Origin of the sequence: Cellulosimicrobium sp. JZ28 (assembly GCF_015327065.1) — a bacterium.
In the GTDB taxonomy this organism is placed as follows: Bacteria; Actinomycetota; Actinomycetes; order Actinomycetales; family Cellulomonadaceae; genus Cellulosimicrobium; species Cellulosimicrobium funkei.
The window spans coordinates 19,058-33,338 of record NZ_CP017660.1 but is presented as its reverse complement, the minus strand read 5'-3'; the positions used below and the strand labels follow the sequence as shown (position 1 = coordinate 33,338).

At 74.1% G+C, this 14,281-nt stretch carries 11 protein-coding genes and 2 tRNA genes; 8 read left to right on the top strand and 5 right to left on the bottom strand.

Annotated features, from left to right (window positions below):
- Window positions 1-95: 95 nt before the first annotated feature.
- From BJP59_RS00145 to BJP59_RS00125, 5 genes are all read left to right on the top strand, one after another.
- Window positions 96-1,397 (top strand): ABC transporter substrate-binding protein, encoded by a 1,302-nt coding sequence (locus tag BJP59_RS00145; RefSeq protein ID WP_021482622.1) that lies wholly within the window; start codon window positions 96-98, stop codon window positions 1,395-1,397.
- A gap of 140 nt (window positions 1,398-1,537) precedes the next feature.
- A complete protein-coding gene (locus tag BJP59_RS00140) occupies window positions 1,538-2,440 on the top strand; it encodes a carbohydrate ABC transporter permease (RefSeq protein WP_021482933.1) in 903 nt (300 codons plus the stop codon).
- Window positions 2,437-3,339 carry a carbohydrate ABC transporter permease gene (locus BJP59_RS00135; RefSeq protein ID WP_021482932.1) on the top strand — a complete coding sequence of 301 codons (903 nt, stop codon included), beginning with the start codon at window positions 2,437-2,439 and terminating at the stop codon, window positions 3,337-3,339. The genes BJP59_RS00140 and BJP59_RS00135 overlap by 4 nt, the downstream gene beginning before the upstream one ends.
- A gap of 256 nt (window positions 3,340-3,595) precedes the next feature.
- Window positions 3,596-7,573, top strand: a complete 3,978-nt coding sequence (locus tag BJP59_RS00130) for a discoidin domain-containing protein (RefSeq protein ID WP_194521837.1) — start codon at window positions 3,596-3,598, stop codon at window positions 7,571-7,573.
- Between the two features lie 258 nt (window positions 7,574-7,831).
- Window positions 7,832-8,545 (top strand): anaerobic ribonucleoside-triphosphate reductase activating protein, encoded by a 714-nt coding sequence (locus BJP59_RS00125; RefSeq protein ID WP_043657556.1) that lies wholly within the window; start codon window positions 7,832-7,834, stop codon window positions 8,543-8,545.
- Window positions 8,546-8,626: 81 nt separating this feature from the next.
- Here the strand turns inward: BJP59_RS00125 and BJP59_RS00120 are convergent, their stop codons facing one another.
- Window positions 8,627-9,250, bottom strand: coding sequence for a GyrI-like domain-containing protein (locus BJP59_RS00120; protein ID WP_194521836.1), 624 nt, complete (start codon window positions 9,248-9,250; stop codon window positions 8,627-8,629).
- Window positions 9,251-9,336: 86 nt separating this feature from the next.
- On the opposite strand from BJP59_RS00120, the gene BJP59_RS00115 reads away from it, so the two are divergent.
- Window positions 9,337-9,804 (top strand): hypothetical protein, encoded by a 468-nt coding sequence (locus BJP59_RS00115; RefSeq protein WP_168946266.1) that lies wholly within the window; start codon window positions 9,337-9,339, stop codon window positions 9,802-9,804.
- On the opposite strand, the gene BJP59_RS00110 is transcribed toward BJP59_RS00115, so the two are convergent.
- The 3 genes from BJP59_RS00110 to BJP59_RS00100 all read right to left on the bottom strand — a co-directional run bounded on the left by BJP59_RS00110 (window position 9,779) and on the right by BJP59_RS00100 (window position 11,634).
- Window positions 9,779-10,798: an alpha/beta fold hydrolase gene (locus tag BJP59_RS00110; protein ID WP_194521835.1), complete on the bottom strand. Its 1,020-nt coding sequence runs from the start codon at window positions 10,796-10,798 to the stop codon at window positions 9,779-9,781. The two genes, BJP59_RS00115 and BJP59_RS00110, sit on opposite strands and share 26 nt — an antisense overlap.
- Before the next feature lie 43 nt (window positions 10,799-10,841).
- Complete coding sequence (locus BJP59_RS00105) at window positions 10,842-11,444, bottom strand: TetR/AcrR family transcriptional regulator (protein WP_194521834.1); 603 nt, start codon at window positions 11,442-11,444, stop codon at window positions 10,842-10,844.
- 117 nt (window positions 11,445-11,561) lie between these two features.
- Window positions 11,562-11,634: transfer RNA gene (locus BJP59_RS00100), tRNA-Arg, on the bottom strand.
- A 230-nt stretch (window positions 11,635-11,864) separates the two neighbouring features.
- On the opposite strand from BJP59_RS00100, the gene BJP59_RS00095 reads away from it, so the two are divergent.
- Entirely contained in the window at window positions 11,865-12,632 is a 768-nt protein-coding gene (locus tag BJP59_RS00095; protein WP_168946263.1) for an ABC transporter ATP-binding protein, read from the top strand.
- Window positions 12,629-14,002, top strand: a complete 1,374-nt coding sequence (locus tag BJP59_RS00090) for a hypothetical protein (RefSeq protein ID WP_194521833.1) — start codon at window positions 12,629-12,631, stop codon at window positions 14,000-14,002. Before BJP59_RS00095 ends, BJP59_RS00090 begins: the two co-directional genes overlap by 4 nt.
- A 179-nt stretch (window positions 14,003-14,181) precedes the next feature.
- On the opposite strand, the gene BJP59_RS00085 is transcribed toward BJP59_RS00090, so the two are convergent.
- Window positions 14,182-14,270: transfer RNA gene (locus BJP59_RS00085), tRNA-Ser, on the bottom strand.
- Between the last annotated feature and the right edge of the window lie 11 nt (window positions 14,271-14,281).

Below are 14,281 nucleotides of genomic sequence, written 5' to 3'. Positions count from 1 at the left end.
GGGCCTCGGGTTCGAGGGCGCACCGATGCGCCCGGCCGGTGCGACGTGGTCGTCCGCCGGTCCCCCACGACCGAAGAAGGCGTAGGGATATCACGATGCGAATCGATCGCAGGACGAGCGCGACGGTGGCGACGGCCGCCCTCGTGGGTCTCGCACTCGCCGCGTGCAGCGGCGGTGGTTCCGGTGACGGGGGCACCGGTGACGGTGGCGCTTCGGGGGGCGGCGACGAGGTCGAGGTCTTCACCTGGTGGGCTGCCGGCTCCGAGAAGGCGGGTCTCGACGCGCTGGTCGGCGTGTTCGAGGAGCAGCACCCCGACGTGGAGTTCATCAACGGCGCGGTCGCCGGCGGCGCCGGCTCGGCCGCCAAGGACCTCCTCCAGTCCCGCCTCCAGGCCCAGGACCCGCCGGACACGTTCCAGGCGCACGCCGGTGCCGAGCTCCAGGACTACATCGACGCCGCGCAGATCGAGGACGTCTCCTCGCTCTACGACGAGTTCGGCCTCACCGACGTCTTCCCGGCCGACCTCGTGGACCGCCTCAAGTCCGACGACGGCGCGATCTACTCGATCCCGTCGAACATCCACCGCGCGAACGTGGTCTGGGCGAACCCGACGGTCCTCGAGGCCAACGGCGTCGACCCGGCCGCGACCTACGCGGACCTCGACGCCTGGATGGCGGACCTCGACAAGCTCAAGGCCGCGGGCGTCACGCCGCTGTCGGTCGCGACGACCTGGACCCAGGTCAACCTCCTCGAGACCGTGCTCCTCGCGGACCTCGGGGCCGAGGGCTACAACGGCCTGTGGGACGGCTCGACCGACTGGGAGGGTGCCGAGGTCACGGCCGCCCTCGAGGACTTCGAGAAGCTCATGAGCTACACCAACACCGACCGTGACGGGCTCGACTGGCCCGAGGCGACCCAGATGGTGATCGACGGCAACGCCGCGTTCAACGTCATGGGCGACTGGGCCGTCGCGGCGTTCGAGGAGCAGGGCAAGACGCTCGGCACCGACTTCACCGCGTTCCCCGTCCCGGGCACCGACGGCGTGTTCGACTTCCTCGCCGACTCGTTCACCCTCCCGGTGGGCGCCCCGCACCCCGACGGCGCCAAGGCGTGGCTCGAGACCGTGGGCTCGCTCGACGGCCAGGTCGCGTTCAACAAGGCCAAGGGCTCCATCCCGGCTCGCACCGACGCCGACCCGGCCGACTTCTCGGAGTACCAGCAGACGGCGATCGAGTCGTTCGGCAACGACACGATCGTCTCCTCGCTCGCGCACGGCGCCGCCGCCCCGGTCGCGACGCTCAACGCGATCTCCGACGCGACGAGCAAGTTCACGTCGGGCGGGTCCGACCTCGCGACCTACCAGTCCGAGCTCGCCGCCGCCGCCGCGCAGGGCTGACACCGCTCCGCCGGAGCCGCCGCGCGTCGTCGGGCACGTCCCGACGGCGCGCGGCGGACCCGCGCGGCCGGAACACGTCCCCGGGACGCCGGCGCTCCCCCGCGCCGCGGCCCACGCCCCCACGACCGGGAAGACCCACCATGCTCAAGTCACTGCGACGCGCCGGCCCAGCGCTGCTGCTGCTCGCGCCCTCGCTGATCCTCGTCGGCGTGTTCGTCTACGGCCTGATCGGCGCGAACTTCAGGACGTCGATCACGGACAACCACACCGCGGCACAGGCCACGGGCCAGAAGCCGTCGGTCGTCGTGTGGTTCGAGAACTACACGGCCCTCCTCGGCAGCGAGGCGTTCCAGCACTCGCTGAAGAACCTCGTGCTCTACACGGTGGTCTTCCTCGCCGGCACGATGCTCATGGGGTTCCTGTGGGCGTGGATGCTCGACAAGCCCGTCAAGGGCGAGGGGATCTTCCGTTCCGTCTACCTGTTCCCCATGGCCGTGTCGTTCGTCGCGTCCGGTGTCGTGTGGCGCTGGCTGCTCAACTCGAACCAGGGCGAGCAGGCGAGCGGCCTCAACCGGCTGTTCCAGATCGTCGGGCTCGACTTCCTGCAGAACAACTGGTGGAACAACGTCACGTGGGGCATCACGGCCATCGCGATCCCCGCGATCTGGCAGCTCTCCGGGTACGTCATGGCGCTGTTCCTCGCCGGGTTCCGCGGCATCCCCGACGAGCTGCGCGAGGCCGCCCGCATGGACGGCGCGAGCGAGTGGAAGCTCTACCGCCACGTGCTGTTCCCGCAGCTCTCGCCCATCGCGCTCTCGGCGCTCATCATCATCGGGCACATGTCGCTCAAGGCGTTCGACCTCATCATGTCGATCTCGAAGCCCGCGAACTACCAGACCAAGGTTCCGGCCGTCGACATGTACGTCTTCAAGTCGAGCTTCGACTACGCCAACGCGGCAGCCGTCGGCTCGATCCTGCTGATCATCGTGGCCGTCGTCATCGTGCCCTACCTGATCCGCACCAACCGTCAGGAGAAGCGATGACGACCACCTCGACGCCGGCCGTCCCCGCCCCCGACGTCGTCGGCACGCCGCGCCAGCCCGCGCGCCGCACGCCGCGCGAACGCTTCTCGGTCGGCCGCACGCTCAAGTACGCGGCGCTCGTGCTGTTCCTCGTCATCGTCCTCATCCCCGTCTACGTGCTCTTCGTGACGAGCTTCAAGGGCGCGGGCGACGCGTCGCCGGCGCGCGCGTGGTCGCTCCCGCAGACGTGGACGACGGAGAACTGGCAGACGGCGTGGACCGCGCTGTCCCCCGCCATCTGGCGCACGGTGCAGATGGTCGTGCCGTCCGCGATCATCGCGGCCTTCCTCGGGTCGCTCAACGGGTTCGTGCTCTCCCGCTGGTCGTTCAAGGGCGCGAACATCGTCTTCACGCTCATCCTCTTCGGGATGTTCATCCCGTACCAGGCCGTGATGATCCCGCTCAACCAGCTCGTGCTGGGCCTGGGCATCCCGAGCGGCGTGCCGTCGCTGATCCTGCTGCACGTCATCTACGGCATCCCCATCACGACGCTCATCTTCCGCAACTACTACATGACCGTGCCGCACGAGCTCGTCGAGGCAGCGCGTGTCGACGGCGCGGGGATGCTGCGCACCTACTGGTCGATCATCCTGCCGATCTCGATCCCGAGCTTCGTGGTCGTGCTCATCTGGCAGTTCACGTCCGCGTGGAACGACTTCCTCTTCGCGGTCTTCTTCTCCTCCAGCCAGAACGGCCCCGTGACGCTCGCGCTGAACAACCTCGCGAACGGCGCGCTGCTGCAGAACTACGGGGTCTCGATGGCCGGCGCGCTCTTCGCGTCGCTCCCGACGCTGCTCGTGTACATCGTCCTCGGCAAGTACTTCGTCGGAGGGTTGATGTCCGGTTCGGTCAAGGGCTGACCCGACCGACCGCCCACCGCGGTCCCGAGGCCCGTCGGGGAGCATGGTCACCACCACGCTCCCCGACGGGCTCCGTGCGTCCCCGCCCCCCGGCTTCACCCGCGGCAGATTCGCCGAACCTCTGGACTCTGTCAGACAGCGCTGTCAGGATGGCGGGCACCGGCGCTCTGCACCCCCGCACCCGCACCCGCACCCCGCGCCGCACCGCCGTCCACGGCGGACCCGCTCCCGACGACGACGACGAGAGACCCCCACCATGACCCGATCACCCGCCCGGCCCCCGGCCGCGCGCCGCGCGCGGCGCCGCACCACGACCGCCGTCCTCGCCCTCGCGACGGCCGGCTCCCTCCTCCTGGCCCCCGGGACCGCCCAGGGCGCGCCGGCCGCCCCGCCCGCGGCCCCGGCGTCGACCACGGCCGATGCCACGCCCGCGTACGGCGCCCCCGACGCGACCGCCGCCGACTACTACGGCGCCCTGCTGCGGCACACCCGCTGGGTCGAGACCGTCTGGGACGAGTCCGCCGGGGTGTACCAGCTCAAGGACTTCAACTTCGCCGTCGTGCTGGGCAACGCCGTGCTCCTGACCCACGGCGAGTACGACGCCGAGCTCGCGGGCGTCTCGGAGGAGACGCTGCGCGCCCGCACGCTCGCGACGATCCGGCACTACGCGGCGACGAACCGGTTCGTCGACCCCGCGGGCACGTGGGGCAAGAAGCTGTTCTGGGACTCGACGTTCCAGTCGTACTTCCTCGCGGCCGGGACGCTGCTGTGGGACGAGCTCGATGCCACGACGCAGGCCAACCTCACGACGATCGCGACGGGCCAGTCGAAGTACACGGCCGACCTCGACTTCGGCAAGGACCCGCTCTCCGGTTCGTGGACCGCCGACTGGCCGACGGGCAAGCACGAGGGCGACACCGCGCAGGAGGAGGTCGGCGTCTACACGCAGGCCCTCGCGCCCGGCCTCGCGTGGGCGCCAGACGACCCCGACGCCGCGCGCTGGGCCGAGCAGCTCGGCGACTGGGGCCGCAACGCGGCGGGACAGCCGACGGCCGACCGGAACAACCCGGCCGTCGTGGCGGGCAAGCCCGTGTCGACGAACACCATGCAGACCATCCACGACACGTACCTCGTGGAGAACCACGGGTCGTTCGGCCCGCACTACCAGTCCGACATCTGGCGGTCCGGTGGGCGCAACGCGATCCACTTCCTCCTGCGCGACGAGCCGCTGCCGGAGATCCTCACGCACCAGCCCAACTCGGCGGAGCTGTGGGAGTCCATCAAGCTCGTCATGTCCGACGCGGGCGAGCCGTTCATGCCCATGGTCGCCGACCGCGAGTTCCTCTACGGCCGCGACGCCATCCCCATGGCGTTCCTGGGCCAGGTCCTGCGCGACCCCGACGCCGCGCGCGCCGAGGCGAACCTCGCCGCCGCGCTCGAGGACTACCAGTCGTACGCGCCGGTGTACCGGCTCGCGAAGTTCTCGGGCGAGCCCAAGTACGAGCCCGAGGCGCGCGCGGAGATCGCGATCTCCTACCTCCTGCACGTCGAGGCCGCCGAGTCGCCCGAGGGCCCCGTGGAGCCGACGCCGCAGGACGAGTTCTTCGAGCGCCTCGCCGGCGTGCGCGACTTCGGCGCCGGGCCGGGCCTGACCGTCCAGCAGACGGCGGACGCGTGGGCCGCGGCGTCTAGCCGCAAGGGGTTCGTCAAGTTCCCCTGGGTCCCCGCGCACGACTCGTGGCTGTTCCACGTCTCCGGCTCGACCCCGTTCCTCTACCCCACGACCGGTGCCACGGTCGACGAGCGGCACGTGACGACGTACACCGGCCCGCGCGACGGCTTCGAGGGCACGTCGTCGGTGTTCCGGGTCGGCGGCGGGTACGCGGGCCAGGTCACGCTCCCGACGGGCGCCGCCGTCTACGCGTCGACCGGTGCTGGCACGGAGGACGCGAGCCTGTCCGTCCGCAACCTCGCCATGAACGGCTACTCGGGCCTCGACGGGTCGCGCACCTACACGACCGCCGAGGGCGAGACCACCGCGACGCTCCCCGTGACGCGTCCGGCCGACCCCGCGGACGCGAAGGCCGCGCGCGTCGACGACCTGTCGTTCGCGCCCGTCACGGCGCGGTACGTCCGGCTCCTCGGGCAGCAGGGCCACCCGCAGTACGGCTACTCGATGTTCGCGTTCCACGCCTACGGCGACGAGCGGTCGACGACCGACCTCGCCGCCGGGAAGGTCGCGACAGCGTCCAGCCAGGACACGGCGGGCGGCCGCACCGCGGCGCGCGTGACCGACGGCAACCCGTCGACCCGCTGGGCCGTCGCGGTCGGCGAGCGCACGCGTCCCGACTCGTGGATCCAGGTCGACCTCGGCGAGGAGACCACCGTGGGCGGAGTGCGGTTCGCGTGGGAGGCGAGCGCGGGCGCGCGGTACCTCGTCCAGACGTCGACCGACGGCCAGACGTGGACCACCGCGACCGCGTACGGCAAGGCCCCGGCGGACGTGAACGTCGCGCGCCTCGACACCGTCGACCTCACCCCGGAGGGCGCGGACGAGCCCGCGCCGGTCACCACGCGCTACGTCCGCATGCAGGGCGTGCGCGGCGACGCGGCCTACGGCTACTCGCTCTACCACCTGCGCGCCTTCTCGCCCACGGGGACGGACGTCGCCGCGGGCAAGCCGGCCACCGCGTCGAGCGCCAACGGGTCCAACCCCGCGAGCGCCGTCACCGACGGCTCCGCCACGACGCGCTGGGCGGTCGCGGTCGCGGACCGCACGAAGCCCGACTCGTGGGTCCAGGTCGACCTCGGCGCGCCCACCGCGGTGAGCCAGGTCCAGCTCGGCTGGGAGGTCGCCGCGGGCCAGGAGTACCGCGTCCAGACGTCGCTCGACGGGCAGACGTGGCACGACGCCGCGTCGTTCCGGTACACGGGCGACCAGGTGCTGCGCAGCGAGGGCGACTGGCTCAACGTCGAGGGCGAGGCCGGGTTCGTCGTGCGCGGCTCGGACGCCCCCGTGACCGTCTCGCGCGCGACCGACACGCGGCACGTCGTGCGGCTCACCGACGGCGCGACCGGGCCCCGGCTCGTCGAGATGGTCCCGGGCGACGCCGCGGCGACCGCCGCGCAGGCGGGCGCCCGCGTACCGACGTCCGAGGACCCCGCGGTGCTCGTGAGCGCCGTCGACGGGTACGTCGTCGCGTTCAACCTCACGGGCGCCGACGTCGCGACGACCCTCACCGTCCCGCACGACGGCGGGGCCGTCCCGGTCTACGCCGGCACCCAGACCGTCGGGGCGGACGCCTCGACGCTCGCGGTCACCGTCCCCGCGGGCGACGCCGTCGTCCTCGCGCCGCGCGCGACGGTCGCCACGCCGGCCGGGCAGGCTCCCGCGGGGGTGACGGTCGCCGTCGACGACGCGCGCTCGTTCCGAGTCACCGGCGACGGGTCGCCGGTCGAGCTGCGCCACGCCGAGACGGGCGCGACGCGCACGGTCGGGGCGACGCCGTCGGGCACGCGGGTCACCCTCCGGGACGCGACGCCGTTCCCCGTCGCGGACCGCGCGCTGAGCACCCTCACGTTCCCCGCGTCCGTGCTGCCCGAGGGCATGACGTCGCCGTCGCTCGCCGTCGACGGCGACGCCGCGACGGCGTGGGTCCCCGGGCCGGACGGCCGCATGGTCACCGACCTGGGCGCGCCGCGCGAGATCGGTACCGTCGTCGCCGCGTGGGAGCGCGGCGGGGCGCCGGAGTCGGTCGTCTCGGTGAGCGACGACGGCCTGACGTTCACCGACGTCGGCACGCTCGGCGCCGGTGACGCGCGCGGCGCGCTCGCCGTGGACCGCACGGCCCGGTACGTCGCGCTGAGCACGTCGTGGCGCGACGGCGACCCGGGGCTCACGGCGCTGCGCGTGCTCGCGCCCGGCGCCGCAGACCCGGCGGTGCACCCCGGGGTCGCCGTGACGGCGACGGCCGAGGTGCGGTGCCTCGCGGGCAAGGCGTACGTGGCGGTGCGCGTCGTGAACGACGACGACGTCCCGCTCGACGTCGACGTCGCCACCCCGTGGGGCACGAAGAGCTTCCCTGCGGTCAGCCCGGGGAAGAACGCGTACCAGTCGTTCGCCGTCCGCGGGGCCACGACCGGCCCCGTGACCGCGACGGCCGCGCCGTCCGACGACGCCGACGAGCGCGAGACCGTCGCGACCCCGGAGCACGGCCAGCCGACCTGCGGCTGACCGTCCCGGTCCCCCGGACCCGGGGTCGTGCGCCCGCCCGGGGCGCGCGGCCCCGGGTCCGTCGTGTCCGGCGCCCGCGTCCCGCGTGGGCCTGCGTCGGGCCCGGGTCGGGCCCGGATCGGGCCTGGATCGGGCCCGCCAGGTCGGGACCTTCGGCCGGTCCGGTGCAGGGCCTCGCGAGGATACGTTCGAGGTCCTGACGGCACCGCCGCCGGGAGGTCCGGACCGCCGGGCCGTCGTGGTCCGAAGGAGCCGCCGATGACCCGCCCCGGCCTCGTGGTCGCCGGACTGGACCGGCTGTCCGTCACGGACTGGCCCGGCCGACGGGTCGCCACCGTCCTCACCCAGGGCTGCCCGTGGCGCTGCGGCTACTGCCACCACCCGGGGCTGTGCGCGGTCGCCGCGCTCGGCGGCCCGCCGCCGCAGGACACGGTCCCCTGGTCCGAGGTCGTCGCGTTCCTCGCGCCGCGCCGTCGCCTGCTCGACGGCGTCGTGTTCTCGGGCGGCGAGCCGACCCTGCACCCCGGGCTGCTCGGCGCGATCGACGACGTGCGGGGCCTCGGCCTCGACGTCGGGCTCCACACGGCCGGCCCGTGGCCGGCGCGGCTCGCCCGGCTGCTGCCGTTCGTCGACTGGGTCGGCCTCGACATCAAGCACCTGCCGTCCCGCTACCCCGTCGTGACGGGCACGATCCCGTCGGGTCGGCGCGCGTTCGAGGCGCTGGCCGTGATCCTGCGCTCGGGCGTCGACCACGAGGTGCGCACGACCGTCGACCCGAGCGTCCACTCGCGCACCGAGCTCCTCGCGCTCGGCACGCATCTGCGCCGCCTCGGCGTGCGCGAGTGGGTGCTCCAGGAGGCCGTGCCCGACGGCGCGTCACCCGCCTGGGCGCGCGGCCTCGCGGGCCGTCGCCTCACCGACGTGCTCGACGCGACCGACCTCGCCTGGGCGCGGCGGCGGGTCGCCGCCTGACGTCGCGCCGCGGGTGCGCGGGCTCGGCCCCTCGCACCCGACGGCTCGATCGGGCGTGCCGGCGCCGCGCGGGCCCGCCCGTCAGACCGGGCGGACCGGCTGGCGGAGCACGGTGCGCAGCCTCGCGGGGTCGGTGCGCCGGACGTCGCTCAGGTAGATCTCGTGGTGCGGCCCGGCGAACGTGAGCCCGTGCTCGGGCAGGTAGACGTCGTGCAGCTCGGCGAGCACCGGGCCCTCGTCGTCGTACGGGCCGACGTGCAGCGTCTGCACCGACCGCCCCTCCGTGAGGCTCGTGCGGCGCACGAGGTCGAGCGCGACCGGGGGCTCCTTCTTCGCCCGGAGCGTCTCCGTGGCGGCGACCACCGTGTCCTCGTCGACCCAGTCGGGCTGGAGGACGAGGAGGGTCCACCGCCACGCGCCCTTCTCTCGGCGCACGAACGTGCCCGGGTCGTCGGCCGTCCACAGCCCCTCGAGCGGCCCGACGACGTAGTCCCGCCCCGCCCGCTTGCTCGCGAACTTCACGGCGTAGGACAGCGAGAACAGCGCCTCGACCGCCTGCCCGTAGGCCGGCGCCGTGTTGGGGTCGCCCTCGCCGTCGACGGCGAGGTAGGCCAGGGTCGGCACGTCCACCTCGACGAACCGGCCGCGGGGCGGCGCGTAGAGCTCGCGGTGGAACGCCTTGAGGTCGACCTTGTCCGACGGCATGGTCCGACGCTACCGGGGTCCCCCGACACCCGAGCACGCCGCCGGACGTCCGCGCACGATCCTCGTCCGGCTGGTATCCAGGAGGGATGACCTCCCCGCCGCCCCACCCCCCGCACGACCCGCGGCGCGGTTCCCCGTACGGCGGCTTCTCGCCGGGCCCGCCGTACCGCGCGCACCCGCCGCAGCCCGCCTATCCCCCGCAGCCCACCTACCCGCCGCGTCCCGGGTACCCGCCGCCGGGGTACGCACCGACGCCCCCGCCGCCGGCGGCCGCCTTCACACCGAGGTACCGACGCACCGCCTGGGTGCTCATCTGGGTGCCGGTCGTCCTCATGGTCGCCGCGGGCGCGCTGAGCATCGGCCTGCTCGCCTACGCGGACAGCGACCCGTCGAACAACTCGGCCGCCGGTTACCTCGCCCTGATGATGTGGGCCGCGATGCTCGTCGTCGGGCCGCTCCTGCTCGGGGCGTTCGTGCCGGGCTGCGTGATGCTCGCGCGCTCGAACCGGGCACGGGCGCTCACGCAGGTCACCGGCTACCGGCCACCGGCCTGACGACGGGCTCCGGGTCGGGCCGCGCGGCAGGCGGGGTCACGTAGTCGACGACCGCCCGCACGACGTCGGGGTCGCGCAGCAGCCGGTGGTGCCCGAGCCCGTCGGTCGTGAGCAGCTCGCCCTCGGGCCAGGCCACCGCGAGCGCGGCACCCACGGGGTACGGGACCTCCTTGTCGGCGCGGTCGTGCACGACGAGCGCCGGCGGCACCGGGTGGGTGCGCAGCGTCTCGCGCACGTCGAGCTCGGGCAGCGGGCGCCCGGCCAGGTCGGAGAGCCGGCTCTGGAGGAGCTCGCGCGTCGGGCGCGACAGGCCCAGCAGGTCGGCGAACCCGTCGAGCTGGCCGAGGACGTCGGCGATCGCCGCGACGAGCACGAGGCGCCCCGTGGGCAGGCCGTCGCGCACCGCGAGCACGGTCGTCGCCGTGCCGAGCGAGTGCGCGACGACGGCCGTCGCCTCCCCGTGCTCGCGCACCACCGCGGCGAGGGCGTCCGCGAGCTCGGGCATCGTGCTGCGCCGCGGACCGAGGCGGCCGGGCCCGGAGTCCCCGTGGCTCGGCGCGTCGAACGCGACGACGCGGTGGCCCGCTGCGCGCAGGGGCTCGACGAACGCGCCGAGCTGGCCACGTCGCCCGCCCCACCCGTGCGCGAGGTAGACGACGCCGGCCCCCGTCCTCCGGCCGACCGTCCCGTCGTGCGCGTCGTCCGCGGAGGCGTGCGGGTCCCACGTCTCGACGACGACCCGCGCGCCGGACGACGTCGTCACGGTGCTCAGCGCACCGGCGACGGCGCGGTCGTCGCGGCGACGACCTGCGCCGTCGGGCGGGGTGCACCACAGGTCGAGGGCGAGCCGGGCGGCCCGCCGGGGCGACACCGTCTGGAGCATCGCGAACCGGGCGCGCACGAGCGCGAGTCGAGCCGCGGCCTTCCGACGGCGCGCGGCGCGCTGTCGGTCCAGGCGAACGGTCGTGCTTTTCTCGGCTCGCGAGGTGGTCACGGGGATCCTCTCCGTCGGGGTGGGTCAGGTGCGGGGCAGGCGCTCAGGCGACCGGCACGGGTGCGCGCGACCCGTCGAGGAGCGCCTCGAACGCGCGGCGCGCCCGGTCCTCGGCCAGCGGGTCGGCCATGAAGACGTGCGCGTGGTGCAGCGCGAGCATCACCCCGTACAGCTCCGACGCGAACTGCTGCGGATCCACGTCGTCGCGGAAGCCGCTCTCGGCGACGCACGTCCGGTAGACCTGCGCGACGGCGTCGTACAGGTCCTGGTGGTCGCGCACGAGCTGGTCGCGGACCGGCCCCTCCTGAGCGGCGAGCTCAGTCGCCGCCTTGACGAACAGGCAGCCGCCGGGCTGCTGCCGCAGGTCGCACACGAGCCAGCGCTCGAACAGCTCGCGCAGGCGCCGCTCGCCGCGGGGCGTGCGCAGCGCGGGCGCCACGACCGTGTCGACGAACTCCGCGCGCGCCTGGTCGAGCACCGCGAGCTGGAGCGACTCCTTGGAGCGGAAGTGGGCGTAGAGCCCGCTCTTCGACATGCCCGTGGCACGCGCGAGCTCACCGATCGTCAGGCCCGCCAGACCGACGCGGTACGCAGCCTCCACGCCGCGGTGCAGGATCACCTGCCGCGTGTCGTCGCCCTTGGTCACCCGGCGAACGTAGCACGACCGTGCGGAAACCGGGAGGGCAGGTCGCCCGGACGCGGGGTCACGAGACGCGCGGGAAACGACGAACGGCCCCACCCGTCGGGTGAGGCCGTTCCGCTGTGCGCCCGGAGGGATTCGAACCCCCAACCTTCTGATCCGTAGTCAGATGCTCTATCCGTTGAGCTACGGGCGCTGGCCGTGCTGGCCGTTGATCGCTCACCGGCCGTCGAGAACACTACCGCGTCCTCGCCCCGATCCCAAACCGGATCCGGGCCCGGAGGCCGCGGCGTGACGGACGCCACGCCGTCCGACCGTCGCCGCACGAACGACGCCGCACGGTCCCCCCACGGTCGGACCCGCGCCGGACGACGTCCCGTCCCCAGCCCGACGCGGCGGCACCGCTCCCCGGCGGACGATCGACGCATGACGTTCACCGGCCCCACTCCCGTCCCCGGCGGCTCGCCCCTCGTCGCGAGCGCGCTCACCAAGGTCTACGGCTCCGCGCAGACCGCGACGCACGCCCTCGCGGGGGTGAGCCTCACGGTCCGCCCCGGGGAGTCGCTCGCGATCATGGGCCCGTCCGGGTCCGGCAAGACGACGCTCCTGCACTGCCTCGCGGGCATCATCACGCCGACGTCCGGCTCGGTGTCGTGGCGCGGCGAGGACGTCGCGACGCTCTCGGAGGCGCGGCGCACGATCCTGCGCCGCCAGGACTTCGGCTTCGTCTTCCAGTCGGGCCAGCTCCTGCCCGAGCTGCCCGCCGTCGAGAACGCGGCGCTGCCGCTCATGCTCGCCGGCACGGCCCGCGCGGAGGCCACCGCGGTCGCCGCCCGCTGGCTCGCCCACCTCGGCCTCGCCGGGATGGAGCAGCGCCGGCCGGGCGAGCTCTCCGGCGGGCAGGCGCAGCGCGTCGCGATCGCGCGCGCCCTCGTCGGGTCGCCGGGCGTCGTGTTCGCCGACGAGCCGACGGGCGCCCTCGACCAGTCGACCGGCGCCGAGGTGCTCGACGTCCTGACGCGCGCGACCCGCGACTCGGGTGCCGCGCTCGTCGTCGTGACGCACGACGCCGGGGTCGCGCGACACTGCTCGCGCACGGTGACGATGCGCGACGGGGTCATCTCCGGCGAGTTCTTCGCGCCCGGCCACGACGTGGCCGCCCCGGCCGTCCCCGGTCAGGAGAACGCCCGATGAGGACCGTCGACCTCTGGTGGCTCCTGCGCCGCCGCAGCGCCGACGAGCGCGACCCGCAGGGCCTGACCAACGTGCTCGCCGTCATCGCGTTCGCCACGACCACCGCGATCCTGCTCGTCGTCGTGGGCGGGTTCGGGGCATTCCTCGGCCGCGCGGGCGGGATCGAGGGCATGCAGGAGGGCGTGGACGCGGCCGTGACGTCGTACGACACGCAGTACCCGATCTTCGCGGGCATCGCCTCGCTCCTGCTGCTCATCCCGCTCGTGACGCTCGGCGGGGCGGCCGCGCGGCTCGCCGTCGCGCGCCGCGACGCGCGCCTCGCGGCGCTCCGGCTCGCAGGGGCCACGACCGGCCAGGTCACGTCCCTCACGGTGCTCGACGCCGCCGCCCAGGCCGTCACGGGGGCGCTCGTCGGGCTGGTCGGCTACGGCGCCCTCCTGCCGCTCGTCGCGCAGCTGCGCTTCCAGGGCCGCACGTTCGACGTCGCCGAGCTGTGGGTCGGCGTGCCCGCCCTGCTGGGCGCCGTCGTGCTCGTGGTCGCGGTCGCGCTCGTGTCCGCGCTCGTCAGCCTCCGGCGCGTCGCGATCACGCCGCTCGGCGTCGCCGCGCGCGTCACTCCCCCGGGCCTCAAGGCGGTGCGCCTGCTCGCGACCGGGCTCGCGGCCGTCGCGATGATCGTCGCGACCAACCTGTCGTTCGGCTCGGCCGCGGTGGGGATCACCGTCGTCGTCGTCATCCTGCTGATCGGCTTCGCGACGCTCAACCTCGTCGGGCCGTTCGTCATCTGGGTCGTCGGCAGGATCACCGCCGGCTCCGCGCGCCGCGTGCCCACGCTGCTCGCCGGACGGCGGATCGTGGACAACCCGAAGACCGCGTGGCGGTCCGTGGGCGGGGTCGCGCTCGCCACGTTCATCGCGGGCCTCGCGAGCATCTTCGCGCTCTTCGACCCGGGCACCGCGTCCGACCCGGCGGAGGCCCAGTTCCTCGTCGACATCAAGACGGGAGGCTTCCTCACACTCGCCATCGCGGGCGTCCTGGCCGCCGTCTCGACGGGTGTCATGCAGGCGGGCCGGGTCATCGACCAGCGCGGCGAGTACCGCACGCTCGTCCTCGCGGGCACCGACCTGCGGACGCTCGACCGGGCGCGCTTCCGCGAGACGCTCGTGCCGCTCGTCGTGAGCGTGGGCGTCTCGACCGTGGCGGTGCTGCTGTTCATGGTGCCCGTCCTCGGCATCAACGCCTTCACGAACGCGAGCGTCGCCCTGCAGTTCCTGCTGTGCGTCCTGGGGGCGTCCGCGCTCGTGCTCGCCGGGGCGGGCGCGTCGCGGTTCGTCGTGCGGTCGGCGCTCGCGACGACCGGTACGGCGTAGGGCACGGCCCACGGCGCAGGGCCGACGCCGGGGCGTCACGCAGGGCCGGTGACGGCGCCGGGGCGGCAGGGGCTCGGCCACGAGCCCGGCCGCCCCGCCCGCGCGTCGGGCGGTGCAGGCCGCACGATCCCGGGCAACAGAAAAGGCCCCGGGTGCGTGCACACCGAGACCTTCCTGAGCGGAGACGGAGGGATTTGAACCCTCGAACGGGTTGCCCCGTTACCACCTTAGCAGGGTGGCGCACTAGACCTGACTATGCGACGTCTCCTCGCAGGACTC

Excerpts from the sequence above, each read along its gene's own strand:
- BJP59_RS00145 (WP_021482622.1), top strand. The coding sequence starts at position 96 with ATGCGAATCGATCGCAGGACGAGCGCGACGGTGGCGACGGCCGCCCTC.
- BJP59_RS00140 (WP_021482933.1), top strand. The coding sequence starts at position 1,538 with ATGCTCAAGTCACTGCGACGCGCCGGCCCAGCGCTGCTGCTGCTCGCG.
- BJP59_RS00135 (WP_021482932.1), top strand. The coding sequence starts at position 2,437 with ATGACGACCACCTCGACGCCGGCCGTCCCCGCCCCCGACGTCGTCGGC.
- BJP59_RS00130 (WP_194521837.1), top strand. The coding sequence starts at position 3,596 with ATGACCCGATCACCCGCCCGGCCCCCGGCCGCGCGCCGCGCGCGGCGC.
- BJP59_RS00125 (WP_043657556.1), top strand. The coding sequence starts at position 7,832 with ATGACCCGCCCCGGCCTCGTGGTCGCCGGACTGGACCGGCTGTCCGTC.
- BJP59_RS00120 (WP_194521836.1), bottom strand. The coding sequence starts at position 9,250 with ATGCCGTCGGACAAGGTCGACCTCAAGGCGTTCCACCGCGAGCTCTAC.
- BJP59_RS00115 (WP_168946266.1), top strand. The coding sequence starts at position 9,337 with ATGACCTCCCCGCCGCCCCACCCCCCGCACGACCCGCGGCGCGGTTCC.
- BJP59_RS00095 (WP_168946263.1), top strand. The coding sequence starts at position 11,865 with ATGACGTTCACCGGCCCCACTCCCGTCCCCGGCGGCTCGCCCCTCGTC.
- BJP59_RS00090 (WP_194521833.1), top strand. The coding sequence starts at position 12,629 with ATGAGGACCGTCGACCTCTGGTGGCTCCTGCGCCGCCGCAGCGCCGAC.